Origin of the sequence: Rhodanobacter ginsenosidimutans (genome assembly GCF_042655685.1) — a bacterium.
In the GTDB taxonomy this organism is placed as follows: Bacteria; Pseudomonadota; Gammaproteobacteria; order Xanthomonadales; family Rhodanobacteraceae; genus Rhodanobacter; species Rhodanobacter ginsenosidimutans.
Window position 1 is genome coordinate 99,559 of the sequence record NZ_JBHSMM010000002.1, and the last position, 26,185, is coordinate 125,743.

Here is a 26,185-nt window from a genome sequence, read left to right on the forward strand (position 1 = left end):
CAACTGCGGTGGCCTCAAAGCTCCTTGATCCGACCCAACACACGCACATCGCACAAGGCCCGGCATGTCCGGGCCTTGTGCGTTTATGCCGCCAACTTACGAGGAAACGACAATGCATCTGGTTGAAACGATGGCCTACGCCGGCGAAAAGCCGTGGCACGGTCTTGGCAACAGATTGGCCCCGCAGCAATCCATCGACACATGGAAGCAGCAGGCGGGCATGGACTGGCAGATCGAAGCCTCCGAAGTCCGTTACATCTCCGGCAACAACCACATGGGCGTTATCAACGCCTTTCCGGAGCAGAAGGTGCTGTACCGCTCGGACACCAAGGCGCCGCTGGCCGTGGTCTCCAAGCGTTTTCATGTGGTGCAGCCAGGCGAGATTCTGGAGTTCTATCGCGACCTGACGGCCTGCAATGGCTTTGAGCTGGAGACGGCCGGCGTGTTGCGCGAGGGCCGCAAGTTCTGGGCGTTGGCGAAGACCGGTCAGAGCACCACGCTCAAGGGCCGTGACCGCGTCGATGGCTACTTGCTGCTGGCCACCGCTTGCGACGGCACGTTGGCAACTACGGCACAGTTCACGTCGGTGCGGGTGGTTTGCAACAACACCTTGTCCATTGCGCTGGGGAACGCCAACGGCGCCATCAAAGTGCCGCATCGAAGCCAGTTCGATCCCGATGTGGTCAAGCGCCAGTTGGGCATCACCGTTTCGTCGTGGGATGGCTTCGTTGCCCGCATGAAGGCGTTGGTGGAGCGGCCCGTCGACCCCGATACGGTCGAAGGGCTGTTGCGTCGGGTACTCACCTACGCCGCGCCGGACGGCAAGGCCGTGGTGGTCAACGAGCAAGCGCTTGCCACCGTCCGTTCACTGTACGAAGGCGGAGGCCGCGGTGCGTTGATGGCGTCCAGTCGAGGGACGGCATGGGGTGTGGTCAACAGCGTGACCGAGTTCGTCGATCACCACCGTCGGGCGCGCAGTGACGATCACCGCCGTGATGCAGCGTGGTTCGGCCAAGGGGCGCAGATCAAGCAGCGTGCCTGGGACGAAGCGATGAAACTGCTGGCCTGACGGAGATCGACGATGGGACTGGATATGTATCTGGAAGCCAAGCGGCACGTTGCCCCCTGCGATCCACGGACGGAACCGACGCGCCGCGCCATTGGTACGGCCATCGGCTATATGCCGCCAAAGGAGAAGCCGGGCCAGGATGCCTCCCTGCTGGAAGTCAGCGGGGTGACGGTGCGGGTGGGCTACTGGCGCAAGTTCGATGCCTTGCACCGGTGGTTTGTGAGCAACGTGCAGGAGGGCGTCGACGACTGCCGTCCGGCTTTCGTTTCGGTAGACACCTTGATCGAGCTGGAAGGAAAGCTCGAACAGGCAAGCGACGCCTCGGTCAGTGCCAGCGATCATTTCACCGCCGACGTCGATGAAACGCTGGAGGACGGCGAAGTGGATTACACGTTGAAAGTCCTGCATCACGCCAAGCAATTGCAGGAGCAAGGCTGGGACATTTACTACCGCGCCAGTTGGTAACGACACCTCGAAAAAAACGAACTACCTGCCGCTCGGCTGATGCCCATGCATCGGTCGGGATTTTTTATGCCTGGAGGAAACCGATGAACAAACAAAACGCCGCCGTGAGGCTGGTCGATACCAAGAAGCTGCCCTATGGGCAGTGGCTCGATGTGCGTCGTAATGGCATCGGCAGCTCGGATGCCGCTGCCGCCGTGGGCCTGTGCCCGTACAAGAGCCAGCTCGAACTGTGGATGGAAAAGACCGGCCGCACGCCGCCGGAAGAAGTTCGCCCCGGTCAGGACGATCCACGCTATTGGGGCACCCTTCTGGAACCGATGGTGGCGACCGCCTACCAGGATTGCACCGGTCACAAGGTGCGCAAGCTCAATGCCGTGCTCCAGCATCCGACGTTCCCCTTCATGCTGGCGAACATCGACAGGGAAATCGTCGGCGTGCCCGGCGTGCAAGTGTTGGAGTGCAAGACCGCCGGCGAGTTCGGTTCGCGACTTTGGAAGGACGGTGTGCCTGAATACGTCCAACTGCAGGTGCAGCACCAACTGGCCGTCACCGGCAAAGTCGCTGCCGACGTGGCAGTGCTGCTGTGCGGTCAGCAACTGGAAATCCACCGCATCGAACGAGACGACGAAGTGATCGCCCGTCTGGTCGTGCTGGAAACCCGGTTCTGGGGGTACGTGGAGAAGGACATCGAGCCGCCGGCCGATGGCAGTGAATCGGCGGCGAAGGCCTTGCGGAAACTGTATCGAGGCAACGACACCAGCCTGGACTTCTCCGGCGACGAAGACCTTAGTCGTGCCTTCGATGCACTGACAACGCTCAAGGGTGAGCTGGAAGCGATGGAGCATGAAGCCGAATCGTTCAAGCAGGTGATCCAGCAAGCGATGGGCGACGCCAGTAAGGCGGTCTTCGCTCACGGCGAGGTGACATTCAAGCGAGCCAAGGACAGCGCCGCGCTGGATACGAAGCGACTGGTGGCCGAGTGCCCGGATGTTGCCGCCATGTACTCCGTGACTCGCCCCGGCTCTCGCCGGTTTGTGTTGTCGCGGTCTTCCAACAACTGACAGAGGTCAACGACATGTTGAAAGGTTTGGCAATTACCCCGCCGGTGATCGGGCGGATATCCATTGGCCGGGTAATGGAGCGCAACGGCAAGCGCCTGCCGGAGAAGGACGATCAGTTCACCCTGACCAGCCAGGTGCAAGGGCGCGACGGTTGGATATTGCACCCATTGGACGAGAAGCTGCGCAAGGAAGCCGAGGGTCAGAAGTTGCGCGCAATCTCGATGCGGTTGCTGTTCAACGACCCGGGCCTCAACCTGCGGGCGGACTATTCACTGTTTGACCGCACCACGGGCCGGCCGGTCTGCGTGGGCAACGGTGAGACCTGCCGGCGCGCGGGCAAGGAAGGTGTAGCTACGTTGCCCTGCCCGGGGCCAGATGCCTGTGCGTTCTCGCAAGGGGCATGCAAGGCGTACGCAAGGCTAAACGTGGTCGTCGGCGATGACGATGCGCTGGGTAGCTTCGTGCTGCGCACCACGTCCTTCAACACCATCCGCACGCTGGCGGCGCGGCTCGAGTATTTCAGCGCCGTGTCGGGCGGCTTGTTGGCCTGCCTGCCATTGGAACTGAAGCTGCGTGGCAAATCCACCACGATGAGCTACGGGACGCCGATCTACTACGTCGATCTAGTGGTGCGCTCTGGGCTCACGTTGGAGCAAGCCATCGCACAGGCACGGGAGTTGGACGAACAGCGGCGAGTCTGCGGCTTTGACCAGGGTGCGCTGGACGAAGCCGCGCGCAAGGGCTTCGCCAACGGTGCATTCGAAGATCTGGCAGAGGACGTGCCGGCCGTGGTCGAGGAGTTCTTCCCGGGCAACGCCCACGGTGGGAAGACTGAGGGAACTACCAAAGCGGACTCCAGCCTCCAGGGTCACTTGGAGGACAGAGTTGCGCGGCTGAATTCTGTTTGAGGCAACGAACTGGTACGCGGAGGTGGGTGACGCTCACCTCCGCACCTAGTCTTTTTTTTTGATTCCCAAAAGGGTGTGTCGTCAAGGTGGGACCCCTGCCTTTTCCGATGCGGCTTGCTGGACTCGTTCCATCGCAGCCTGCATGACGACGAAGGTCCGTGCAAAGTCCAGGACATCCTCGATGAAGCGAATAAAAACGCCTCATCTTGCGATGACACCTTTTCGAATGCTTCGCTCACTTGCTGCGCGAGCAGGCGTCGACGTCCAATTCTGGAAGCAAGTGCCTGGAATGCTTCCCGATACGTGCGTCCGGTGCACAGCTGTGCATACGCCTCAAATCGAGGGCGAATTCGAGCATGGACTGCAACAACTTCGTGTTGACCACGTGCCTTCTCCTGCAGGATTGAGCTCGACCCTACGCCCGGCAATTAGCCACTGAATTGGCGTTGGCCGGCGGAAACTGCAGGCGGTGCGCCGCCACCAAACGCATGTGCAAGTCATGGACAAGGTCTTTGACCATATCGAGGTCTTTTACAATCGCCAACGTCTGCACTCGTTCAACGGCTATCGAACGCCCGTGCAGACCGAAGCTGAAGCGCTCTCTTAGGTGTCTGCGGAAGCCGGGCAAGCTCAGAGATCACCTTGCATATGGACTTCAGCAAACCGTGAGTCATCTGAACCCACCTCCTGAGTTGAGGACGTCAAGTCACACGGGTAAGCTCGCTCCATGACCTTCTCGTTACGTCCGCTCGCTCGCTCACGTCGCCTTCGGGCGATGGGCGTGCTGGCGTGGTTGATGTTGGTCATCAACTCATTGGCCGCTGCACCGATGGGCATGACGGGAGCTCCTCATTCCCATCCCATGCAAACAACGGTTGCGGCGGTCAGTGAACACTGTCATCACCAACTCGCTGACCAGGGATCCCGCTCCTGTTGCGACGATCAGCCCGGTTGCTGCGGTGGCATGGCAGGTCACGCGTGTACTTGTGCGGCGATGTGCAGTACGACGATCCCGCCCTCAACGGCTGTCGTCCCGGCCCCGGCCGCGATGATTGCCAGCTATGCCACGCCGCTGCCCGGCAATGCGCCTTCGGTGAATACCGCCCCTCCGTTGCGACCACCGGCGGTCTGACTCTCCCTCGTTTTCCATGAGCTTTGCTCGCGATGGTCGCGCGTCGACCATCCGGCAATTGGCAGTGATCGGTATCGGCACGCGCGATATCGCCACCTGGAGAGTTTCCATGAACTTGTTCCCCCCGCCCCCGATCGATTTGACGCGGCGTCGTTTTGTGCAAGGTGTTGCCCTTGGCGGTGCCGTGACCGGCCTCGGGCTGTTGCGCCCCGGCAAGGTCTGGGCGCAACCAGCTTCTACAGGGCAGCCGACCGTGCTCCGCGGTACCGAATTTGCCTTGGATATCGCCGAAACCCCGGTCAACTACACCGGGGCGCCGCGCATGGCCACGACGATCAACAACAGCTTGCCCGGCCCGGTCCTGCGCTGGAAAGAGGGCACCACCGTGAATCTGCGGGTGAGCAATCACCTGCGCGTGCCGACTTCAATCCATTGGCACGGCATCCTGCTGCCGTTTCAGATGGATGGCGTGCCGGGCATCAGCTTCGACGGCATCGCGCCGGGCGAGACCTTCGTCTACCGTTTCGAGGTCCGCCAGTCGGGCACCTACTGGTATCACTCCCACTCGCGATTCCAGGAGCAGACCGGCGTGTTCGGTCCGCTGGTGATCGAGCCGGCCGGCCCCGAACGCTATCCCAGCGACCGCGACTACGTGATCATGCTTAACGACTGGACCGACGAGGACCCCGAGCACATCTTCGCCAAGCTCAAGAAGATGAGCGACTACTTCAACTTCGCCCAACCCACCGTGCCGGACTTTTTCCGTGACGTGCGCGAGAAGGGTCTCAGCCAAGCACTTGCCATGCGCAAGATGTGGAACGAGATGCGCATGAACCCGACTGACCTCGGCGACGTCTCAGGCTATACCTACACCTACCTGATGAATGGCGCGGCGCCCGCCGGCAACTGGACCGGAATTTTCAAGCCCGGCGAAAAGATCCGCCTGCGTTTCATCAACGGTTCGGCGTCAACCCTGTTCGATGTGCGCATCCCGGGCCTGAAGATGACGGTGATCTCCGCCGATGGCCAGGACATTGCGCCGGTGCCGGTGGACGAGTTCCGCATCTCGGTAGCCGAGACCTACGACGTGATCGTGGAACCGCAGGACGATCGCGCCTACACCGTGTTCGCCCAGTCGATCGATCGCACCGGCTACGCCCGCGGCACCCTGGCACCGCGTCCGGGCATGGAGGCGCAGGTGCCGGCGATGGACCCGCGCGTGTGGCTGAGCATGCAGGACATGATGGGCGCGATGCCGATGGGTGACATGGGGCACGGCGGCAAACCCGGCGGCATGGACATGCCGGGCATGGACGACAAGCACGGCATGCACATGCGCGCGATGAGCAACCTCACGCCCGCCGGCATGCCGAAGGTTCGCCATGCGCGCACCGAGTACGGCCCCGGCGTGGACATGCACGTCGATATGCCGCGCACCAATCTCGACGATCCGGGTATCGGCCTGCGCGACAACGGTCGACGCGTGTTGACCTATGCCGACCTGCGTTCGCTCGACGGCCCGATCGACCCGCGCGAGCCCGAGCGCGAAATCGAGCTGCACCTGACCGGCAACATGGAGCGCTTCATGTGGTCGTTCGACGGACAGAAATTCTCCGAGGCCAAGCCGGTGCATTTCAATTTCGGCGAGCGCCTGCGCATCGTGCTGGTCAACGACACGATGATGAACCACCCGATCCACCTGCACGGCATGTTCAGCGAGCTGGAGGATCCCAGCGGGCAGTTCATTGCACGCAAACACACCATCAACGTGCAGCCGGCGCAGCGGGTCACCTATCGCGTCAACGCGGACGCCCCGGGGCGGTGGGCCTACCACTGCCATCTGCTGTACCACATGGAGGCGGGCATGTTCCGCGAGGTGGTGGTGTCATGACGATGAACCATTGCATCACGCTCCGCCGTACACATCGGTCGGTGTTGCTGGCCGCACTCTTGCTGGCGCTGCCACTGGCGGTCGCCGCGCAGAGCGCGCCGGCTTCCAGCAGCACATCGTCGATGGATATGCGCTCCATGCCCGGCATGGTCATGCCGGCTTCTGCGCACAGCGCGTCGAAGCCGGCGACGAAAACGCCCGCCAAAAAGGCCAGGACGAAACCCGTTCCAGTCCCGATGGCGCCCGCAATCCACGACATGCACAGCATAAAAGGGATGGACCACAGCAGCATGCCCGGCATGGATCACGACGCGATGTCTGGCATGCCGATGCCCGCCAAGCCAGCCGCATCGGCAGCGCCCGCCGGCGACATGTCAGGAATGGATCATTCGTCGATGCCCAGCATGAGTCCGCAGCCGATGAAAGAGACGGAGCACCCAGGCATGTCCGGCATGGATCATGGCTCGATGCAGGGTATGGATCACGGCTCCGCACAAGGTATGGATGATGGCTCAATGTCGGGCATGACGATGGGTCCCATGCAAGGCGGCAGCCCGCCGCCCGACGCCCGCGATCCGGATTACTCCGCAGGCGTCGGCTATGGCCCGGCAGGAGGTATCCACGAGGCGATGGACGACAACGCCCCCCACACCATGCTGCTGATTGATCAACTTGAAGCCTTCCACGGCAAGGACGGCAACGGCCAGCAGTGGGACATCGAGGGCTGGTACGGCAACGACTACAACAAGTTGTGGTTGCGCACTGAAGGCGAACGCAGCGGGGGCAAGCTGGAAGACGGCGCTATCGAGGCATTCTGGAGTCATACCATCGCCACGTTCTGGAACACTCAGCTCGGCGTGCGGACCGATGCCGGCGAAGGCCCCAACCGGCAATGGGCGGCCTTCGGCATCCAGGGGTTGGCCCCGTACTGGTTTGAGCTGGAGGCCACCGGCTACGTCGGCCCCGCCGGCCGCACCGCCGCCCGCTTCCGTGCCGAGTACGAGCTGTTCCTCACGCAGCGGCTGATCCTGCAACCGGAATTCGAAGCCAACGCCTATGGCAAGGACGACCCTGCTCGCCGCATGGGCAGCGGGCTGTCCGACGCCTCGCTCGGTCTGCGGCTTCGCTACGAGTTCCATCGGCAGTTCGCGCCCTATCTCGGCGTGGTCTGGTCGCGTCGTTTCGGCGGCACGGCCGACTTCGCCCGCCAGGATGGGCAAGGCCTGTTTGACCGGCAGTGGGTTGCCGGCATCCGCATCTGGTTCTGACGAGGGGAAAACCATGAAACAGCACGTCAAGCATTACGGCATCGCCGTCGTCGCGCTACTCGCCATCGTCATCGCCGGCGGCGCGGTCTTCGTCTACTCGGGCATCTACAACATCGGTGCGGATGATCACCACACCAAGCCGGTCTTCTCGGTCATGCAGACGCTGCGTGAGCGTTCGATTCATGCGCGGTCGGAACACATCAACGTACCAAACCTGGAAGACCCGCAGCTCATCCTGAAGGGTGCCGGCCAGTACGCGGCCATGTGCACCCAGTGCCATCTCAAGCCCGGCATGAAGGACTCGGAACTTCGTCCCGGGTTATACCCGCAGCCGCCGAACCTGTCTCAGGTAAAGGTCGATCCCAAGGACGCGTTCTGGGTCATCAAACACGGCATCAAAATGAGCGCAATGCCGGCGTGGGGGGCCAGCCACGACGACGCCACGATCTGGAGCATGGTCGCTTTCCTTCAGAAGCTTCCGAGCATGACGCCGGCGCAATACAAGGACATGGTGGCCAAGGCTCCGCCGGACGAGGACATGGATATGGGCGACGAGGGTGGTCACAGTCACAGCCACGGCGGATCCAGTGACAAAGACGCTCACGGTGCTGTCGACATGCAGGGCATGCAGATGCCTGACCAGCCGGAAACCGGGCACAGTCACGATGCGGCCGCTACGGACGGCCACGACCATGAACACGTCAAGGCGGCGCCCGCGCCTGAAGCGCCATTGTCGATGGAAGGCATGAAAGTCAGGGCAGTACCTGCCGCTGAGGCCGTGGCTCAGGCCTTTCACGCGGCCCTGCAGCGTGGTGACCGCGCGGCGGTGCTCGCCCTGCTGGCACCAGACGCCCGCATCAGCGAAGGCGGCCATACGCAGTCGCGTGATGAATACGCGAGCGAACACCTGGATGAAGACATTGCCTTCCTGAAGGCCGCGCGGATGACACCCGTCTCACTGGGCTCGATGCCGATGGGCGATACCGCGATGGTCGGCAGCGAAAGCACCCTGCAAGCCACGAGCAAGGGCAAGCCGGCCACGCTGCGCAGTCGCGAGTTGCTCAACCTCAAAAAAGACGGCGGCACCTGGAAGATCGTATCCGTCCAGTGGCAAACCCTGCCCATGCCAGAACGATGATCGGGAGAATGATGATGAAACGATGGCTTTCCCGCGTGGGCATCAGCCTGCTGTTTGCCGCACTGTTTGCACCGGTGGCGATAGCGGCGAACGCGTTAGACGTCCACAGCGATCCGTCCTGCGGCTGTTGTGGCGCGTGGGTCAACTACATGCGCGCACAAGGCTACACGGTCACCGTTCACCAGGATCAGCCGATGGCGACGGTAAAGGCGCGCCTCGGCGTGCCGCCTGACGCCATGTCGTGCCACACCGCGGTGATTGAAGGCTACGTGATCGAGGGGCATGTGCCGGTAGAGGACATCCGCCGCCTGCTCGCCGAGCGCCCAAACGCGCGCGGCTTGGCCGCGCCCGGCATGCCGATAGGTTCTCCCGGCATGGAATTCGGCGCGCCCGAGCGTTATGACGTGGTGCTGATCAACCAAGACGGAGCGTCGCGGGTATTCACCCCTCATGGACCCGGGGCGTGATCGGTGACGCCATCCATCGGTTAGCCAGGTAGCGGGACCGAATAGGCGCGCTCACGGAAGCGCCTGGGGGAAATATCCGTTCATGCGATACCTCTGAGGAGTTTCATCATGAGCCATCACCTGACTGAAGCTGTCAAAGCCTGCATCACCGCGTGCGACGAATGCGCCACCGAATGCGGCAACTGTTTTACGCACATGGTCGGCAAGGAAAGCTCGAACGATTGTCCGGCCTGTTGCATCGAGTGCGCGGCCATGTGTCGGATGTGCGCGGATGCCATGGCGCGCAATAGCCCGTTCCAGAAGGAAATCTGTGCACTGTGCGCGAAGATTTGCGACTGGTGTGCCGAGCAGTGCGACGCGCACGACATGGACCATTGCAAGCGGTGCGCTGAGGCGTGTCGTCGATGTGCCGAGGCATGCCGCTCCATGGGCGGTTGATCGACCGTGGCCCGTCTGCTCGCAGGCAGGCGGGCCACCCCGTCCTTTGCCATGGTCGTGTGATGGCTGGAGTGCCAGCGCCGCACTAGGCAGCATACGTGCCACCTCGCCGCGTGCACGTGATTGCACATCGAACGAAGTCAATCCATTGCCAGTCATGGGAGGCTACATGAACACTCGCCATCACCACACGGGCGCCAACAAACACGGACACGGCGCCCATCCCGGCTCGGCGACAACCGTGCTTGATCCGGTCTGCGGCATGCCAGTCGACCCCGATCAAACGGCTTACCACGCCGAGCATCAAGGAGTGAGACGCCACTTTTGTTCGGCGCGCTGCCGGGAGCGCTTCGTGGCTGATCCGGCCAAATATCTGTCCGGGCAGCCCGATGGCGCCTCCGCGCAGGCACCGGCGGGAACGATGTACATCTGCCCCATGCATCCGCAGGTACGCCAGGAAGGTCCCGGCATTTGCCCCATCTGCGGCATGGCACTGGAGCCGGAAATGCCGGGGCTGGACGACGAGGACAATCCCGAACTGCGTGATTTCAGCCGCCGCTTCTGGTGGACCTTGCCGGCGACGGTGGTGGTGCTTGTACTGGCGATGTTTGGCCACTACTTTCCCCGGTTGCCGGTAGACACCCGGACCTGGATCGAGCTGGTACTGACCATCCCGGTCGTGTTGTGGGCAGGCTGGCCGTTCTTCGTTCGCTGCGTGCAGTCGGTCCGCAACCTCAGCCCCAACATGTGGACCCTGATCGGCATCGGCGTTGGCGCGGCATTCGGCTACAGCATCGTTGCCACCCTCGCACCGGACGTGTTCCCGGAGTCGTTTCACGAACATGGCCGCGTGGGTGTCTATTTCGAAGCCGCCGCAGTAATCGTCTCGCTGACCCTGCTGGGCCAGTTGCTCGAACTGCGTGCCCGCTCCAAGACCTCGACTGCCCTGAAAGCCTTGCTGGGGCTGGCGCCAAAGACTGCGCGCCGCCTGCGCGACGATGGCGGCGAGGAGGATGTCGAACTGGGCCACGTTCACGTCGGCGATCGCCTGCGGGTACGCCCCGGCGAAAAGGTGCCGGTGGACGGCGAAGTGATCGAGGGACGCTCCCATGTCGACGAGTCGATGCTGACCGGGGAACCCGTCCCGGTCGAGAAGTCCCTCGGCTCCAGCGTAATCGGCGCGACCCTCAACGGCACTGGCAGCCTGGTGATCCGGGCGGAGAAAGTCGGTTCGGCGACGGTGCTGTCGCAAATCGTGCAACTGGTCGCCCAGGCGCAACGCTCACGCGCACCGATGCAGCGCATGGCTGACAAGGCGGCTTTCTGGTTCGTGCTGGCGGTCCTGGCGATTGCCGTTGCCACCTTTGTCGTGTGGGGGCTGTTTGGACCGCAACCGTCGTGGACGTTCGCGGTGCTCAACGCGATCTCGGTCTTGATCATCGCCTGCCCCTGCGCGCTGGGGCTGGCCACGCCGATGTCGATCATGGTGGCGACCGGCCGTGCCGCCGGGGAAGGCGTGTTGTTCCGCGATGCCGAAGCGATCGAGAACCTGCGCAAGATCGACACCCTGATCGTGGACAAGACCGGAACCCTGACCGAGGGACGTCCGGCATTCCATACAGCACTCGCGGCCAAAGGTTTCACTGAGCAGGAGGTGCTGCACCTGGCGGCCAGCCTCGACCAGGGCAGCGAGCACCCGCTGGCCGACGCGATCGTCGCGGAAGCCCGCCATCGTGGCCTGGCACTGGAGACGCCGGAGAGCTTCGAGTCGTCCACCGGCATCGGGGTGCGCGGCAAGGTGGGAGGCGCCACGCTGGCGATCGGCAACACCGCGCTGATGCACGAGGTCGGAGTCGATGCCACCGTTCTTTCCGTTCCGGCCGAGGAGCTGCGCCGAGCCGGTGCCAGCGTGATGTATTTGGCGGTCGATGGTGTCCTGGCTGGCCTGCTCGCGGTCGCCGACCCGATCAAGGCGACCACCGCTGATGCCATTGCATCGCTGCACGATGCAGGCCTGAAAATCGTGATGGCCACCGGCGACGGTGCCACCACGGCCAATGCGGTTGCACGCACCTTGGGCATCGACGAAGTCCATGGCGAGGTTCGCCCAAAGGACAAGATCGACCTCGTGCAGCAGCTGCAAGCCAAGGGGCATCGGGTCGCGATGGCGGGCGACGGGATCAACGACGCACCCGCGCTTGCCGGCGCCGATGTCGGCATCGCGATGGGCACCGGTACCGATGTGGCGATGTCGAGCGCGCAGGTGACGCTGGTGAAAGGCGATTTGCGTGGCATCGTGCGGGCACGGTCGATTTCCAACGACACCGTCGCCAACATGAAGCAGAACCTGGGCTTCGCATTTCTCTACAACGCATTGGGTGTGCCGGTCGCGGCCGGCGTGCTCTACCCCCTGACTGGCCTGCTGCTCAGCCCCATGATCGCCGCTTTGGCGATGAGTTTGAGCTCCGTATCGGTGGTTGCCAACGCATTGCGGCTGGGCCGAAAGCGGCATGGCTGAAATGACCAACGCCGGCGAGCGGAGCGGACGCGGCGCAACGCCTTCGCCGGCCGACGGACAATCCGTAGTTGATTCAAGTCAACGCAAACCTTGATATTTTCGAGATAAAGTGGTGTCCATGGCTCGTCCTTTCCGCATGCATCGCACCACACGTCGCCGCCTGTTCTGGCTGGTGACGCTGCTGATGCTTTGGCAGCAGACGGCACTGGCCGCTTATGTTTGCCCGACTTTGCCCGAAGCGGCGACGGCGACCGCGTTGTTGAACTCGATGCCGGGCATGGACGACGGCTGTGCGCAGCATCAAGAGTCCCCAGCCAGCCCGCTGTGCCAGAAGCATTGCGCGCCCGAGCGCACCACGCAGGTTGAAGCGCACACCGCGTCGGTGCCACTGAGCCCATTGCCGGCCATGTCGCCGATGCTGATATCGGCCGCGGCCGCCACATTATCATCGAATCGCGCGCTCCAACGGGCCGGGCATTTGCGCGCGTCACCACCTCCGCCCATCTTGTTGTTCTGCTCACTCCTGATCTGATCTGACACGTCGAGGCATCGACGTACGTGGCGTCGCGCCTGCGTGGCGCGCCGCAAACCGCAGATCGACGGAGTGTTCATCCATGTTGTCCATTCATTTCGCCCGGCACCTGATGGTGGCGGGCCTGGCCGCGCTCCTGTGGGGAGCCGTGGCTGCGACGGCGCATGCCGCCGAACCGCCGCTGACGCTGAAAGCGGCTGTCCATCAAGGCGTGGCACGGGCACCGCAACTCGATGCGCGTGCCGCCGATACGGCGGCAGCCCGCGAGGAATCCGCGCGTGCCGGGCAGTTGCCGGATCCCGTCCTGACGTTCGGGCTTTCCAATTTCCCCGTCACCAATCCGGGCGCTTTCAGCCTGCGTTCGGACGGGATGACGACGCGTACCGTCGGTGTGATGCAGACGATTCCATCGCGAGCGGCGCGCGACGCCGAGCGCGGGCTGGCCGCTGCGCAGATCGATGCGGCGGAAGCCGACCGCACGGCCACGATGCAGACCGCGCAAGAACGCATCGCCGATGCGTGGATCGACGTGTGGGCGACTCAGCAGAAACGTACAGTGTTGGCCACGTTGCGCAGCGAAAGCGTGCTGGCTGTCCAGGTCACGCAGGCGCGATTGCGGGGCGGCGAAGGCAACGCGACCGACGCGCTGGCCGCCCGTGCCGAAGCCGCCTCACTCGATAACCGTCTGGAAGCGATTGACGCGGATCTTGTCGCTGCCCAAGCCGGCCTGCAGCGCTGGCTTGGTCCGAGCGCTTTCGACCTCGCCGAAGCGCCGGATTTTGGTCAACTGCCGGTCGCGGCAGATCACCTGGAGGAGCGCATCGACCAACAGGCGCCGATGCAGGCGTGGCAGGCACGCGAGCAGGTTGCGCAGGCGGCGCTCGAGCGGGCGCGTGCGGCCAAGCACCCGGACTGGAGCGTGACTGCCAGCTATGGTCGGCGCGCGCCGGGCCTGTCGGACATGGTGATGCTGGAGGTGGGCGTCAGCCTGCCGCTGTTCACGCGCAATCGGCAGGATCGTGGCATCAGCGCCCGGCAGGCACAGTGGGACGCGGTGCAGGCCGACCACGAGGACGCGCGGCGCGCCCAGCGCGAGGCAGTCACACGCGCCGTAGCGACGTGGCAGGGATGGAATCAGCAAATCCAGCGCTACCAGGACACCTTGCTGCCGCTGGATCGGGATCGCGCCACCACGGCGCTGGCCAGCTATCGCGGAGGCGGCACATTGCAGCCATGGCTGGATGCCCGGCGCGACGAGATTGAATTGCGCCTGAGCTATGCCGATGCGTTGGCCGCACGCGCACGGTTGTGGGCTTCGCTTGCCTATCTGCTGCCTTCGGAGGTGACGCCATGAAGCGTCCTTTGGTGATCTTTGCTGCCGTCGTCGCGGCGGTTGCACTGCTCGTCGCAGGCTATCTCGGTGGCCGTCACCAAGCCACCACGGCGCCGGCGCCGGCGCATTCGTCGGTGACTGCGCCGGGCACGGCCGGCAAGGTGCTGTACTGGTACGACCCGATGGTGCCGCAGCAACACTTCGACAAGCCGGGCCTGTCGCCGATGGGCATGCAGATGGTGCCCAAGTATGCCGACGAAGGCGCGGCCAAGGATGTCGTCAGGATCGACCCCGCGACGGTGCAGAATCTGGGTGTGCGCACGGCCCCGGTCGAGCGCCGCGTGCTGGCATCAGCCATCCGGGTGCCGGGCACCATCACCTGGGATCTGCGGCAAGCCATCACCATCAGTGCGCGCACCGATGCGGTGGTGAGCAAGCTGGACGTGCGCGCGCCATACACCGTGGTCAAAGCCGGTGAACCGCTGGCCCAGTTGCTGGCTCCGCAATGGAGCAGCGCGCTGGCCGAATATGGTGCGCTTCAACAGGCGCAGTCGGCCGACGCTAAAGACCTTCGCGCGGCTTCGCGTGAACGCCTGCAGGTGCTCGGCCTGACTCCTGCTGACATCCGGGCAGCTCGCCGTGGTTCGGGTGGCGCCATCACCTTGCATGCACCACAGGCGGGCGTCGTCACGACACTGGATGTGCGTGAAGGCCAGCGAGTCACGGCCGGCCAGACCTTGATGACCGTGAATGGCTTGTCCACCGTGTGGATCGAGGCCGCGCTGCCGCAGGCGGCGGCAGGCACGGTGCGCAGCGGCACGCCGGTGGTTGTCACGGTCGATGCGCTGCCGGGTCGATTGTTCCATGGCACCGTGGAAACCTTGCTTCCGGATGTGGATGCGATGACACGCACCCAGCGCGCGCGCATCGTGCTCGACAACCCCGACGGTGCCTTGAGTCCAGGCATGTTCGCCAGCGTGCAACTCAACCCGACCCCGGATGAGGCAGTACCGGTGGTGCCGGACGACGCGCTGATCGCGACGGGAACCCACACGCGAGTCATTCTCGCCGAGGGAGATGGTCATTTCCGTGCTGTATCGGTACGCACTGGGCGCGCAGCCGGCGGCTATACGGAAGTTCTCGACGGCCTCCATGGGGGCGAGAAAGTGGTGGTCTCCGGCCAGTTCCTGATCGATTCGGAGGCGAGCCTGTCCGGTGCGCTGCAACGCCTGAATGACACCACCGCCAAACCGGCACCGGCCGCAAGTGCACCGATGCCGGGCATGCCGATGGGAGACGGCCAATGATCGCCGCCCTGATTCGAGCAGCGATCGCCCATCGCGTGTTCGTGCTGTTGGCTGCCCTGGCCTTGGCCCTGATGGGCATGTTCTCGGTGACGCGCACGCCGGTCGATGCGCTGCCCGATCTGTCCGACACCCAAGTGATCATCCGCACCAACTACCCGGGCCAATCGCCACAGGTGGTCGAGGATCAGGTTACCTATCCACTGGCCACCACCATGCTCTCGGTGCCGGGTGCGACGACGGTGCGCGCGTTTTCGTTCTTCGGCGACTCCTACGTCGACGTGTTGTTCGATGACAGCACCGATCTGTATTGGGCGCGCTCGCGCGTGCTCGAATACCTGAGCCAGGCACGCGATCAACTGCCGGCCGGCGTTACGCCCGCCCTTGGTCCCGATGCCACGGGACTCGGCTGGATCTACGAGTACGCGCTGGTTGATCGCACCGGTCAGCACGACCTTGGCCAGTTGCGTGCGTTGCAGGACTGGTTCCTGCGCTATCAGCTCAAGACCGTACCCAACGTCGCCGAAGTCGCCACCCTGGGCGGCATGGAACGGGCGTGGCAGATCGTGCCCGATCCGCAGGCGCTGGCCGCGCGTGGCATCACCGTGGAGCAACTGGTCGATGCCATCCGCAGTGCGAACGGTGCCAACGGTGGCTCGGTGATCGAACAAGGCGAAGCCGAGCTGATGGTGCGCAGCGAAGGCTACCTGAAGAGCCGCACGGACTTCGAAAACGTACCCATCACGACCAACGCCGGCGGCGTGCCGGTGCTGTTGCACGACGTGGCGACGGTGCGGCGGGGTCCGACGTTTCGTCGCGGTCTCGCCGAGCTGGACGGGCAAGGTGAAGTGGTCGGCGGCATTATCGTGATGCGCACGGGCAAGAACGCGAAGGCCACCATCGCCGCCGTGAAAGCACGACTGGCGGAACTGCAGCGCAGCCTGCCGACCGGCGTCGAGATCGTGCCCACCTACGACCGCTCGCGGTTGATTGACGCCGCGGTGAGCAATCTGTGGACAAAGTTGTTCGAGGAATTTCTGGTCGTGACGCTGGTCTGCGTGTTGTTTCTGTGGCACCTGCGCTCGGCGCTGGTGGCCGTGATCACGCTGCCGCTGGGCGTGCTGGTGGCCTTCATTGCCCTGCATCTGCAAGGCGTCACGGCGAACCTGATGTCGCTCGGCGGTATCGCGATCGCGATCGGCGCGATGGTAGATGCGGCGATCGTGATGATCGAGAACACGCACAAGCATCTGGAGCATTGGCGTAACGCGAACGACGGCCGTGAACCGCAAGGTGCGCAGCGGTGGTCGCTGGTCGCCGATGCCGCCGCCGAGGTGGGCCCGGCACTGTTTGTGAGCCTGTTGATCATCGCGCTGTCGTTCGTGCCGGTCTTTGCGCTGCAGGGACAGGAAGGCAAACTGTTCAAACCCCTGGCCTTCACCAAGACCTACGCGATGGCGGCAGCGGCCGGGCTGGCGGTGACGCTGGTGCCGGTGCTGATGGGTTATCTGATCCGCGGGCGTATCCGTGCCGAGGGCGACAATCCGCTCAACCGTGGCTTGATCCGCGGCTATCGGCCGCTCCTTGAAGCCGTGCTGCACCATCCGAAAGCGACCCTGGTGCTGGCCGGTGTGCTGCTGCTTACCGCGCTCGTGCCGATGGCCAAGCTAGGCAGCGAGTTCATGCCCGCGATGGATGAAGGCACGTTGTTGTACATGCCCACCGCGCTGCCCGGGCTGTCCGCCGGCAAGGCCTCGCAGTTGCTGCAGTTGACCGATCGCATGATCAAGACCGTGCCCGAGGTCGAGCATGTATTTGGCAAGGCCGGGCGCGCCGAAACGGCCACCGATCCGGCGCCGCTGGAGATGTTCGAGACCACAATCACCTTCAAGCCAAAGGACCAGTGGCGACCGGGCATGACGATGGACAGGATCAAGGCGGAACTGGACAAGGCGGTACATGTGCCGGGGCTCACCAACCTGTTCGTGCCGCCGATCCGCAACCGCATCGACATGCTCTCCACCGGCATCAAGAGCCCGATCGGCATCAAGGTGCTGGGGACGGATCTGGCCACGCTGCAGACCGTGGCCGATCGGATCGAGACGGTGGCGAAGACCGTACCCGGTGTCAGTTCGGCGATCGCCGAGCGTCCGACCAGTGGCCGCTACGTCGATGTAGCCATCCGCCGTGACGCCGCCGCGCGCTACGGGTTGACCCAGGAGCGCGTACAGCAACTGATCGCGACCGTGGTCGGCGGCGATCCGATCGGTCAGACCGTCGAAGGGCGCGAACGTTATCCCATCGTGGTGCGCTACCCGCGTGTCGAGCGCGATTCCATCGGAGCGCTGCGGCAGTTGCCGATCGTCGGCGCCAACGGCGCCCAGCTCACGCTGAGTCAGGTGGCTGACATCGCCGTGGTTGCAGGACCTTCCATGCTGAAAAGCGAGGGCGGCCAGTTGGCCACCTATGTCTACGTCGATACGGCCGGCAGCGATCTGGGCACGGTGGTGGCCAACCTGCAACGCGCGGTGGCGCAGCAAGTCAAATTGCCGCCGGGCACGACCGTGGCTTGGTCCGGTCAGTTCGAATACCTGGCCAGTGCCATGGAAAGACTCCAGGTGGTGGTGCCGATTGCTCTGGTGATCATTTTTCTATTGATCTATGCCGTTTTCCGACGCGTGAGCGAAGCCGCGCTGATCATGGCCAGCGTGCCGCTGGCACTGGTCGGCGGCCTGTGGCTGATCTGGCTGCTTGGGCATGCCGTGTCGGTAGCCACGATCATTGGCTTCATTGCGTTGGCCGGCGTGGCTGCCGAATTCGGCGTGGTGATGTTGCTTTACCTGCACCATGCGTGGGAGCACCAACTTGCGCTCGATCCGCACGCCGGCCCGGAAGCGCTTGACGAAGCGATTCGCGAAGGCGCCGTGCAGCGCGTGCGCCCGAAGGCGATGACCGTCGCGGTGATTCTGGCCGGTCTGTTTCCCATCCTTCTAGGCCATGGCGCAGGTTCGGAAGTGATGCAGCGCATAGCCGCCCCGATGATCGGCGGCATGGTCACGGCACCCTTGCTATCCATGCTCGTTATACCCGCGGCGTACCGCCTGCTGGTCCGTTATCGGCTGCGTAAAGCCAGCAAGACAAACGCCACACTTCACTACAACCCACAAGGAAACTGACCCATGAAAAAGCCATTCATCATCCTTGCGATTACCGCTGCACTGTTCACCGCTCCGGTGTTTGCCAACCCTCAGCAGGTGGATCCGAATATGCCTGGCATGGCCGGAACGCATGAGTCCAAACCCGCCGACGCCCAGGGCGTGGGCCTGGTCAGGGCGACCGACGCTGCCAAGGGCACTATTACGTTGCAGCATGAAGCCATCGCCGCGATCGGGTGGCCGGCGATGACGATGACCTTCAAGCTGGCGTCACCGGATCTGCTCAAGGGCGTCAAGGTCGGCGACGAAGTGCGTATCAGTCTGCATCCGGCCGGCATGGCCAGCACGGTGACCGCGATCGCGCCAGCGCAGCCGTAAGCGGCAGATCGCATGCATCTATCGACATAGACCAGCGCCCGTCACGGTGATGGCCGCCAGACAAATGCTTATGGCTGCGCCTGCTTCGATTCCAGATCCTTGATCAGTGCCTTCATCTCGCCGATCTCGCGTTTTTGCGAAGCGATAATTTCATCGGCGAGCTTGCGCACGCGCGGATCCGAAATGTGGGCACGTTCGCTGGTGAGAATGGCGATCGAGTGATGCGGAATCATCGCTTTCATGTAGGAAATATCGTCCACGGTAGCCTGGCTGCGCACGAGATAGAGCGCAGCGGCAAACACCACCACGGCGCCGCCAACGATGGCGAGGTTCACCGTGCGGCTGGCGTACATGTGCAGCATGAAGCCCAGCATGATTACCGCCATGGTCGCGCCCATCACCAGCGCCATCCAGGCGCGGGTCTGGCTCCAGAACACGTGATCCAGCCGGTAAGTGTTGAGGTACATCACGCCGAACATGACCACCGTGGCGGTGGCAATCATGGCGAGGAATCGCACGTAGGAATTCTTCATCGCGGATCTCCGTAGGAAACGGCGACAAGGTAGGCGATAGCCTGTCGGAAGTTCGTGACCGAGTGGGACGGGTATGCCGATGTGCCGTCTCGCGCTTCCGCGCAGCGCGCCTGCGCTCGGGCGGCGATCGAAATGACCGCACCTGACGCCGTGCTGCGGATAGACCATCCTTCGTAGGGGTCAAACGGTGCCGGTAGTGGCTGTCTGAATTCATCACGACCGGCGCCCAAATGAAATTGTCTAACAGCGCGGTTGTCGTATAGGATCGAACGATGTATCGGTCTGTACCATCACTGCTGACTCGCCTGCGCCGCCACCGCGGACTGTGGGTGTTGGCCGTGGCCGTGTTGCTGATCAAACTGGTCAGCGGATCGATCTGCGTGGCCGATGGACCGGCGGCGCGATTCGCTTCGGCGACCGCTGCTGCCCCGACCACCTTGTTGGCGGTCAGTACGGTGTCGGCTGACGATGCGAATCCCTGTCTTCTGGGTGAAGGGCGCAGCTGCCATTGTGCCTGTGCGCATTCGGTGACATTGCCGGCCACCGCGCCGCTTCCCATCGCCATGATGGAAGCACGCTTCGCACCGCTCACCCTCCATTCGGGACTCACGCCGGCCACGACCGGCTCGCTGCTGCGCCCCCCCATCGTCTGAACCCGTTCCGTTTCGCGACGCCACCGCCTGTGCGGTGCGTCGCCTCGTGATCGTTTTCAGGAGATGGCTTCATGTCTGTTTTTCGTTCGGTGCCGATCGGCGCCGTGTGTCTGTTGTATGCGGCGATGCTCAGTGCCGCCCCCGTATCCCACCCTTCCTCACCGGTAGCTTCTCCGCCGACATCGTTGGCGACGTCTCCCTTGCAGGATGCGGTGCGCCGTATCTGGCAAGCCAGTCCCGAGGTTCAGGCCGCGCGGGCAGACCTTGATGCTGCCCAGGCCCGTGCGCGTGCCGCTGCGCAGCCGCTGTACAACCCCTCACTGTCGCTCGATGCGGAGAACGCGGACGTCAATCGGCGCACGGCGGGTATCAGCCTGCCGCTGGATCTGTCCGGCAAGCGTCGTGCCCGGACCAGCCAGGGTGAGGCCGACCTGCTGGCTGCCGAAGCCGGGTACAACCTGCGGCGCCGTGACGTCGCCACCCGCTGGCTGAAAGCGTGGTCGACGGCCGCACTTGCGGCTCGACAGAGCGAGTTGGGTCAGCGTCGCCTGGCGCTGATGCAGCGCTTCGATGACCTGGCCGCGCAGCGACTCAAGGTCGGTGACATCAGCAGCCCCGAACGCGATCTGGCCGGTCTCGCACTCGGCGAGGCGCAGGTGCAACAGGCGACGCTCGCGAGCAATGAGGCCGCGGCCCGTGCGGCGCTGCTGGCCATCAGCGGCGATCAACTGACCGCGCTGCCTCCGTTGCCCAAGGGCCTGTCACCGGCACTCGAAAGTGCCGCGCCGTTGCCCGTCGACGAGCTGCCGGAACTGCGTCAGGCCCGCGCCCGGCAAGCGAGCGCTGAGGCCGGCGTGCAGGTCGCACGCCGGGCGCGCATCCCCGATCCCACGCTCAGCCTGACGGGTGGCCAGGTGCGCAGCGGGCCACGGACCGATCAGGTGATCGGCGTGAGTGTGTCCATTCCCTTGCCGGTGCTCAATACGGGACGCGCCGAAGTGGATGCCGCTCGTGCGGAAGCCGATGCGGCCGCCGCGGACGTGCGCTCGCGCCAATTTGTGCTGCGTGCCGGACAGCAGGAAGCGCAAGCGCGCTACGCCGCCTTGCGCGGTGCCGCCGAGGCATTCCGCACCGGCCGTGCCGCCGCGTTCGAGGATCGCACCGCGCTGCTGGAAAAGCTCTGGCGTGCCGGCGAAATCAGCACCTCCGATTACCTCGTACAGCTCAAGCAAAGTCTCGACACCGCACTGTCCGGCCAGGAACTGGAAAGCCAGACCTGGCAGACCTGGTTCGACTACCTCACCGCTGCGGGCCGTCTGACCGACTGGCTCGACGGCCGTACTCAAAACGGCCCCAATCTGGAAGTCTCCCGATGAATCTCTCTCTTTTGAAACGCAGCCTGCTGGGCATGGCACTGTTTACTGCGCTGGCCGGCCCCGTCATGGCGCAGGAACCGGCACCCGCCAATCCGCTCGCGCTGGACGCCAAGGCGATCAAGGACGCCGGCCTTGTCCTCGACAAGGCCGCCCTACGCGCGCTGACGGATGAACTGAAAGCCCCCGGCGAAGTGAAAGCCGATGCCTATTCCACCGTGCTGGTGTCGCCGCGGGTGGAATCGCAGGTGCTCGACCGCAAGGCTCGGCTGGGCGACGTCGTGAAAGCGGGCGCGCCGTTGGTGGTGCTCTCCAGCGTCGAGGTGGCCGCCACGCAAGGTGCGCTGATTGTGGCCGAGCAGGACTGGCAACGGATCGCGTCGCTCGGGCCACAGGCGGTGTCGGCCCGACGCTACAACGAGGCGAAGGTGCAACGCGATCAGGCCCGCGCCAAGTTGCGCGCCTACGGTCTGTCCGAGGGACAGATCGGCGGCTTGCTGCGCAAGGGATCGGCCGGTGCCGACGGCAGTTTCGAGCTGCTCGCGCCGGCCGCCGGTCGTGTGACCACCGATGAGTTTCTGGTGGGCGAGCGGGTGGAGCCCGGCCGCACGCTGTTCACCCTAGTCAAGGAAGATTCGGTTTGGGTCGTCGCGCAGATGGCCCCAGCCGATGCCGAACGGGTCAAGCCCGACGCCGATGTCCGCATTCTCGTGCACGACACCGAAATACCCGGCAAGGTCGTGCAGCGTTCGCATCAAACCGATGAGCGCACGCGCACGGTGCCGGTACGCATCGAGGTCGATAACCGCAAGGATCTACTGCATCCCGGTGAGCTGGTCGAAGCGCGCATCGCCGTAGGTAGTGCGGTGCAGAAGCTCGCGGTACCGGCCGACGCGATCGTGCTGCTGCAGAACCAGCCGACCGTGTTCCTCGCCAAGGGCAAGGGCCAGTTTGAGCCGGCACCGGTGATGGTCGGCGACACGCGCGATGGCTGGACGGTCGTCACGCAAGGCCTCAAGGCCGGTGACACCTATGTGCGCAAGGGCGCCTTCGCCTTGAAGGCCCGTTTGCTGCGTTCGCAGCTGGGAGAAGAATGATGCTGGAACGTCTGGTTGAATTTTCCCTGCGCTACAAGGTGCTGGTGCTGATCATCTTCGTGGTGATCGGCTTTCTCGGTTTTCAGGCGGTACGTCAGCTGCCCATCGATGCGTTTCCGGATGTCACGCCGGTGCAGGTCAATGTCTACACGGAGGCGTCGGGCCTCGCGGCGGAGGATGTGGAGCTACTGCTCACCACGCCGGTGGAGTCAGCCTTGGCCGGCCTGCCCAAGGTGGAACAGATCCGCTCGGTGAGCCTGTTCGGCTTGTCGTTCGTGTCGGTGTATTTCGACGACAGCATGGACATCTACTTCGCCCGTCAGCTGGTCAACGAGCGCCTTCAGCAGGTTGGTGATCGGCTGCCGGCTGGGTATGGCAAACCGGAGATGGGCCCGAACACGTCGGGCCTCGGACAGGTGTTCTGGTATACCGTCGAACGCGCTGATGACAAGCTGGATAGTGCCAAGGCCGGCACCGCACCGAACGACATGGATCTGCGCACGCTGCAGGATTGGACCATCCGCCTGATTCTGCGCACCGCGCCCGGCGTCGACGACGTCACCTCGTGGGGCGGTCAGGAGAAGCAGTTCCAGGTGCGCATCGATCCGATGAAACTGATCGCCCACAAGCTCGGCTTCAAGGAGGTGATCGAGGCGCTGCAGGCGAACAACGCGCAGGTCGGCGGCAACTTTGTCGACGTCGGGCGCGAGCAGTATCTGGTGCGCGGCCTCGGGTTGATCCAGGACGCGAAGGATCTGGGCAACATCGTGCTGAAGACGGAAGACGGCACGCCAGTCTTCGTGCGTGACGTGGCTACGATCACCGAAGCGGGCGCACCGCGTACCGGTGCGGTGACGCGCGATGGCGAGGAAGTGGTCCTTGGCATGGCGTTGGCCCGCATCGGCGAGAATGCCAAGAGCGTGGTCGATGCTGTCAAGGCCAAGCTCGACACGGTGAAGCAGTCGTTGCCGCCCGGCGTGGTGGTGAAGCCGGTGTACGAGCGTACCGAACTGGTCAACGCGGCCGTGGGGACGGCGGTGCGCGCCCTGATCGAAGGTTCGATTCTGGTGGCGATCATCCTGTTCCTGTTTCTGGGCGAATTCCGCAGCGCGCTGGTGGTGGTGGTGGCATTGCCATTGGCGATGCTGATCGCCTTCATCTGCATGGGTCAGGCCGGCCTGTCGGCCAACCTGATGTCACTGGCAGGCTTGGCCATCGGTATCGGCATGATGGTGGATGGTGCGGTGGTGATGGTGGAGAACGCCTACCGCATCATGGCCGAGCGCAAGTCCCATGGCGGCCCGGTGGATCGCACGTCGGCCGTGCTGGCGGCCGCCCGCGAGGTGGCCAACCCGATGGCGTTCGCGATTCTGATCATCATCGTGGTGTTCCTGCCGCTGTTCAGCCTGCAGGGGCTGGAAGGCAAGATGTTCAAGCCGATGGCGTTCAACATCAGCTTTGCGATGGCCGGCTCGCTGATCCTCGCGCTGACGCTGATTCCGGTACTGGCCGCCCTGGTACTGAAACCCAAGGAAGAGAAGGACACCTGGCTGGTCGCGTTCCTGAAACGCCACTACGCCACGGTGCTCGCCTGGGCGTTGGCACGGCGCAAGCTCGTGCTGGGCATCGCCGCCGGGGCCTTGATCGGCAGCCTCGCGCTGTTTCCGTTCCTGGGCAAGGAGTTCATGCCCAACCTGAAAGAGGGCGCCATCATGTGGCGCATCACCTCGATTCCCTCGGCCTCGCTGGATGAATCCATCCGCATCTCCAAGCAAGTATCGGCGCTGGTCAAGCAAAAGTTTCCTGAGGTCGAGACCACCCTGGCCATGATTGGCCGCGCTGAAAAAGGCGAGACCGCCGACGTGAACTACATGGAGGTGTACACGCCGCTGAAGCCCAAGGATCAATGGCGCAAGGGCGAAACGCTGGAAAGCATCGAGGAAGCGATGCAGAAAGAGTTGTCGGCCGCCTTGCCCACTGCCGTGGTGAGCTACACCCAGCCGATCCAGATGCGCATCGAGGAGCTGATCTCCGGTGTGCGTGCCACCTTGGCGTTGAAGATCTACGGCGATGACTTGGGCGAGCTCGATCGTCTCAGCGGTCGCATCAAGAACGTGCTGGCCGGTGTACCCGGCGTGGCGGATCTTGCACTGGAGGCGAACATCGGCAAGCCGCAGATCCGCATCAAGGTGGATCGTGATGCGCTGGCCCGTTACGGCCTCAACGCCGACGACGTGCTGACCGTGGTGAAGAACGGCATCGGCGGCGAGCCGGTGACGACTTTGCTCGATGGCGTGAAGCGCTTCGACATCGCGGTGCGGCTGGACGATGCCGACAAGGCATCCCTGCCAGCGATCCAGCGCATCCCGATCCGCACCGCCAGCGGCGCGCTGGTGCAGTTGTCGCAGGTGGCCGAGGTCAGTGATGCGGAAGGCTATTCGTTCATCCGTCGCGAGCAGCTGCAGCGCTACGCCGTCATCCAGATGGACGTGCGCGGTCGCGACATCGACGGCTTCGTCAAGGACGCCAATGCCGCGATCGCAAGCCAAGTGAAGTTACCGATCGGTTACTACAGCGAATGGGGCGGCGCGTTCGAGAACCAGCAGCGGGCGTTGAAGCGGTTGTCGCTGATCGTGCCAGCGACGATCTTCTTCATCTTCGTGCTGCTCTACACCGCCTTCAATTCAGTGAAGTACGCCGCGCTGATCCTGGCCAACGTGCCGTTCGCCACCATCGGCGGCATCGTCGGGCTGGCGATCACCGGGCAATACCTGTCGGTGCCCTCGGCGATCGGCTTTATCGCGGTGTTCGGCGTGGCGATGTTGAACGGCATCGTGTTGGTGAGCTTCTTGAACGAGCAACGCGAGAAAGGGCTTCCGGTTAGGGAAGCCGTGGTTCGCGGCACGGCGTTGCGCATGCGACCGGTGATGATGACCGCCAGCGTGGCGATCCTGGGTCTGGTGCCGATGCTGCTCTCCAGCGGCGTCGGGGCGGAAACCCAGCGTCCGCTCGCCACCGTGGTGGTCGGTGGCCTCATCACCTCGACCCTGCTGACCCTGGTGCTGCTGCCAGTGCTCTACGACTGGATCGAAGAACGCGCCGCACGGCGCTTGGCGAAGGAAAACACCCCATGAAAGAAGTGAAGGCATTCATTCATCGCGGCCGTATCGTCGACGTCATCCACGCCTTGGAGGACGGTGGGTTCCACTATCTGTCGTTTAGCGATGTCAAAGGCCAGTTGACTGCGCTCAGCGCGCTGGAACAAAGCTATTCGATGGAACTGGGCGAACGCGTGACCAGGCAGATCAAGCTGGAGGTGTTCTGTGAGGACGATCAGGCAGAGCGCGCCGTGCAACTGATTCGGTTGCACGGGCGCACCGGTCAGAGCGTGGCCGGCTGGGTCTACCAGAGCACGATGGATCGGGCGTGGCCGATCGACGGCCAAGTGGGCTGACGATGATTGGGCGGGGGT

21 protein-coding genes are annotated in these 26,185 nt (G+C 63.8%); 20 read left to right on the top strand and 1 reads right to left on the bottom strand.

The features are described 5' to 3' along the window. Positions 1-112: 112 nt before the first annotated feature. The 15 genes from ACFPK0_RS10215 (at position 113) to ACFPK0_RS10285 (ending at position 19,057) form a co-directional block, all read left to right on the top strand. Positions 113-1,069: a DUF932 domain-containing protein gene (locus ACFPK0_RS10215; RefSeq protein WP_056602746.1), complete on the top strand. Its 957-nt coding sequence runs from the start codon at positions 113-115 to the stop codon at positions 1,067-1,069. A 24-nt stretch (positions 1,070-1,093) separates the two neighbouring features. Next, entirely contained in the window at positions 1,094-1,534 is a 441-nt protein-coding gene (locus ACFPK0_RS10220; protein WP_056605009.1) for a hypothetical protein, read from the top strand. Between the two features lie 83 nt (positions 1,535-1,617). Next, positions 1,618-2,595 (top strand): YqaJ viral recombinase family nuclease, encoded by a 978-nt coding sequence (locus ACFPK0_RS10225; RefSeq protein ID WP_056602744.1) that lies wholly within the window; start codon positions 1,618-1,620, stop codon positions 2,593-2,595. 14 nt (positions 2,596-2,609) lie between these two features. Further along, positions 2,610-3,503: a recombination directionality factor gene (locus ACFPK0_RS10230; protein ID WP_056602741.1), complete on the top strand. Its 894-nt coding sequence runs from the start codon at positions 2,610-2,612 to the stop codon at positions 3,501-3,503. Between the two features lie 1,241 nt (positions 3,504-4,744). Next, entirely contained in the window at positions 4,745-6,526 is a 1,782-nt protein-coding gene (locus ACFPK0_RS10235; RefSeq protein WP_377340529.1) for a copper resistance system multicopper oxidase, read from the top strand. After that, positions 6,523-7,794, top strand: a complete 1,272-nt coding sequence (locus ACFPK0_RS10240) for a copper resistance protein B (RefSeq protein WP_007080839.1) — start codon at positions 6,523-6,525, stop codon at positions 7,792-7,794. Before ACFPK0_RS10235 ends, ACFPK0_RS10240 begins: the two co-directional genes overlap by 4 nt. A gap of 13 nt (positions 7,795-7,807) precedes the next feature. Next, entirely contained in the window at positions 7,808-8,932 is a 1,125-nt protein-coding gene (locus ACFPK0_RS10245) for a c-type cytochrome (RefSeq protein WP_007080840.1), read from the top strand. A 14-nt stretch (positions 8,933-8,946) separates the two neighbouring features. Continuing rightward, positions 8,947-9,399: a DUF411 domain-containing protein gene (locus ACFPK0_RS10250; protein WP_007080841.1), complete on the top strand. Its 453-nt coding sequence runs from the start codon at positions 8,947-8,949 to the stop codon at positions 9,397-9,399. 108 nt (positions 9,400-9,507) lie between these two features. Beyond that, a complete protein-coding gene (locus ACFPK0_RS16900; protein ID WP_007080842.1) occupies positions 9,508-9,837 on the top strand; it encodes a four-helix bundle copper-binding protein in 330 nt (109 codons plus the stop codon). Between the two features lie 169 nt (positions 9,838-10,006). After that, positions 10,007-12,355: a heavy metal translocating P-type ATPase gene (locus tag ACFPK0_RS10260; protein WP_377341198.1), complete on the top strand. Its 2,349-nt coding sequence runs from the start codon at positions 10,007-10,009 to the stop codon at positions 12,353-12,355. Positions 12,356-12,473: 118 nt separating this feature from the next. Then, complete coding sequence (locus ACFPK0_RS10265; protein WP_377340533.1) at positions 12,474-12,887, top strand: hypothetical protein; 414 nt, start codon at positions 12,474-12,476, stop codon at positions 12,885-12,887. A gap of 82 nt (positions 12,888-12,969) precedes the next feature. Continuing rightward, positions 12,970-14,241 carry a TolC family protein gene (locus ACFPK0_RS10270; protein ID WP_377340536.1) on the top strand — a complete coding sequence of 424 codons (1,272 nt, stop codon included), beginning with the start codon at positions 12,970-12,972 and terminating at the stop codon, positions 14,239-14,241. Continuing rightward, positions 14,238-15,527, top strand: coding sequence for an efflux RND transporter periplasmic adaptor subunit (locus ACFPK0_RS10275; protein ID WP_377340538.1), 1,290 nt, complete (start codon positions 14,238-14,240; stop codon positions 15,525-15,527). Before ACFPK0_RS10270 ends, ACFPK0_RS10275 begins: the two co-directional genes overlap by 4 nt. Beyond that, positions 15,524-18,700 (top strand): efflux RND transporter permease subunit, encoded by a 3,177-nt coding sequence (locus ACFPK0_RS10280; protein ID WP_377340540.1) that lies wholly within the window; start codon positions 15,524-15,526, stop codon positions 18,698-18,700. Before ACFPK0_RS10275 ends, ACFPK0_RS10280 begins: the two co-directional genes overlap by 4 nt. 3 nt (positions 18,701-18,703) lie before the next feature. Further along, positions 18,704-19,057, top strand: coding sequence for a copper-binding protein (locus ACFPK0_RS10285; protein WP_007080848.1), 354 nt, complete (start codon positions 18,704-18,706; stop codon positions 19,055-19,057). 68 nt (positions 19,058-19,125) lie between these two features. On the opposite strand, the gene ACFPK0_RS10290 is transcribed toward ACFPK0_RS10285, so the two are convergent. Beyond that, positions 19,126-19,590, bottom strand: coding sequence for a DUF305 domain-containing protein (locus ACFPK0_RS10290; RefSeq protein ID WP_007080849.1), 465 nt, complete (start codon positions 19,588-19,590; stop codon positions 19,126-19,128). 338 nt (positions 19,591-19,928) lie between these two features. Here ACFPK0_RS10290 and ACFPK0_RS10295 point away from each other — a divergent pair, with 338 nt between their 5' ends. The 5 genes from ACFPK0_RS10295 (at position 19,929) to ACFPK0_RS10315 (ending at position 26,167) form a co-directional block, all read left to right on the top strand. Further along, positions 19,929-20,243: a hypothetical protein gene (locus ACFPK0_RS10295; RefSeq protein WP_377340543.1), complete on the top strand. Its 315-nt coding sequence runs from the start codon at positions 19,929-19,931 to the stop codon at positions 20,241-20,243. Between the two features lie 212 nt (positions 20,244-20,455). After that, a complete protein-coding gene (locus tag ACFPK0_RS10300; RefSeq protein ID WP_040670433.1) occupies positions 20,456-21,619 on the top strand; it encodes a TolC family protein in 1,164 nt (387 codons plus the stop codon). Further along, positions 21,616-22,713 carry an efflux RND transporter periplasmic adaptor subunit gene (locus ACFPK0_RS10305; protein ID WP_040670371.1) on the top strand — a complete coding sequence of 366 codons (1,098 nt, stop codon included), beginning with the start codon at positions 21,616-21,618 and terminating at the stop codon, positions 22,711-22,713. The genes ACFPK0_RS10300 and ACFPK0_RS10305 overlap by 4 nt, the downstream gene beginning before the upstream one ends. Beyond that, positions 22,713-25,847, top strand: a complete 3,135-nt coding sequence (locus ACFPK0_RS10310; protein ID WP_007080853.1) for an efflux RND transporter permease subunit — start codon at positions 22,713-22,715, stop codon at positions 25,845-25,847. The genes ACFPK0_RS10305 and ACFPK0_RS10310 overlap by 1 nt, the downstream gene beginning before the upstream one ends. Further along, positions 25,844-26,167 carry a P-II family nitrogen regulator gene (locus ACFPK0_RS10315; protein WP_007080854.1) on the top strand — a complete coding sequence of 108 codons (324 nt, stop codon included), beginning with the start codon at positions 25,844-25,846 and terminating at the stop codon, positions 26,165-26,167. The genes ACFPK0_RS10310 and ACFPK0_RS10315 overlap by 4 nt, the downstream gene beginning before the upstream one ends. Positions 26,168-26,185 lie beyond the last annotated feature (18 nt).

What these genes read in the sequence shown, in the direction of transcription:
- ACFPK0_RS10215 (WP_056602746.1), top strand. Translation starts at nt 113, where the DNA reads ATGCATCTGGTTGAAACGATGGCCTACGCCGGCGAAAAGCCGTGGCAC.
- ACFPK0_RS10220 (WP_056605009.1), top strand. Translation starts at nt 1,094, where the DNA reads ATGTATCTGGAAGCCAAGCGGCACGTTGCCCCCTGCGATCCACGGACG.
- ACFPK0_RS10225 (WP_056602744.1), top strand. Translation starts at nt 1,618, where the DNA reads ATGAACAAACAAAACGCCGCCGTGAGGCTGGTCGATACCAAGAAGCTG.
- ACFPK0_RS10230 (WP_056602741.1), top strand. Translation starts at nt 2,610, where the DNA reads ATGTTGAAAGGTTTGGCAATTACCCCGCCGGTGATCGGGCGGATATCC.
- ACFPK0_RS10235 (WP_377340529.1), top strand. Translation starts at nt 4,745, where the DNA reads ATGAACTTGTTCCCCCCGCCCCCGATCGATTTGACGCGGCGTCGTTTT.
- ACFPK0_RS10240 (WP_007080839.1), top strand. Translation starts at nt 6,523, where the DNA reads ATGACGATGAACCATTGCATCACGCTCCGCCGTACACATCGGTCGGTG.
- ACFPK0_RS10245 (WP_007080840.1), top strand. Translation starts at nt 7,808, where the DNA reads ATGAAACAGCACGTCAAGCATTACGGCATCGCCGTCGTCGCGCTACTC.
- ACFPK0_RS10250 (WP_007080841.1), top strand. Translation starts at nt 8,947, where the DNA reads ATGAAACGATGGCTTTCCCGCGTGGGCATCAGCCTGCTGTTTGCCGCA.
- ACFPK0_RS16900 (WP_007080842.1), top strand. Translation starts at nt 9,508, where the DNA reads ATGAGCCATCACCTGACTGAAGCTGTCAAAGCCTGCATCACCGCGTGC.
- ACFPK0_RS10260 (WP_377341198.1), top strand. Translation starts at nt 10,007, where the DNA reads ATGAACACTCGCCATCACCACACGGGCGCCAACAAACACGGACACGGC.
- ACFPK0_RS10265 (WP_377340533.1), top strand. Translation starts at nt 12,474, where the DNA reads ATGGCTCGTCCTTTCCGCATGCATCGCACCACACGTCGCCGCCTGTTC.
- ACFPK0_RS10270 (WP_377340536.1), top strand. Translation starts at nt 12,970, where the DNA reads ATGTTGTCCATTCATTTCGCCCGGCACCTGATGGTGGCGGGCCTGGCC.
- ACFPK0_RS10275 (WP_377340538.1), top strand. Translation starts at nt 14,238, where the DNA reads ATGAAGCGTCCTTTGGTGATCTTTGCTGCCGTCGTCGCGGCGGTTGCA.
- ACFPK0_RS10280 (WP_377340540.1), top strand. Translation starts at nt 15,524, where the DNA reads ATGATCGCCGCCCTGATTCGAGCAGCGATCGCCCATCGCGTGTTCGTG.
- ACFPK0_RS10285 (WP_007080848.1), top strand. Translation starts at nt 18,704, where the DNA reads ATGAAAAAGCCATTCATCATCCTTGCGATTACCGCTGCACTGTTCACC.
- ACFPK0_RS10290 (WP_007080849.1), bottom strand. Translation starts at nt 19,590, where the DNA reads ATGAAGAATTCCTACGTGCGATTCCTCGCCATGATTGCCACCGCCACG.
- ACFPK0_RS10305 (WP_040670371.1), top strand. Translation starts at nt 21,616, where the DNA reads ATGAATCTCTCTCTTTTGAAACGCAGCCTGCTGGGCATGGCACTGTTT.
- ACFPK0_RS10310 (WP_007080853.1), top strand. Translation starts at nt 22,713, where the DNA reads ATGCTGGAACGTCTGGTTGAATTTTCCCTGCGCTACAAGGTGCTGGTG.
- ACFPK0_RS10315 (WP_007080854.1), top strand. Translation starts at nt 25,844, where the DNA reads ATGAAAGAAGTGAAGGCATTCATTCATCGCGGCCGTATCGTCGACGTC.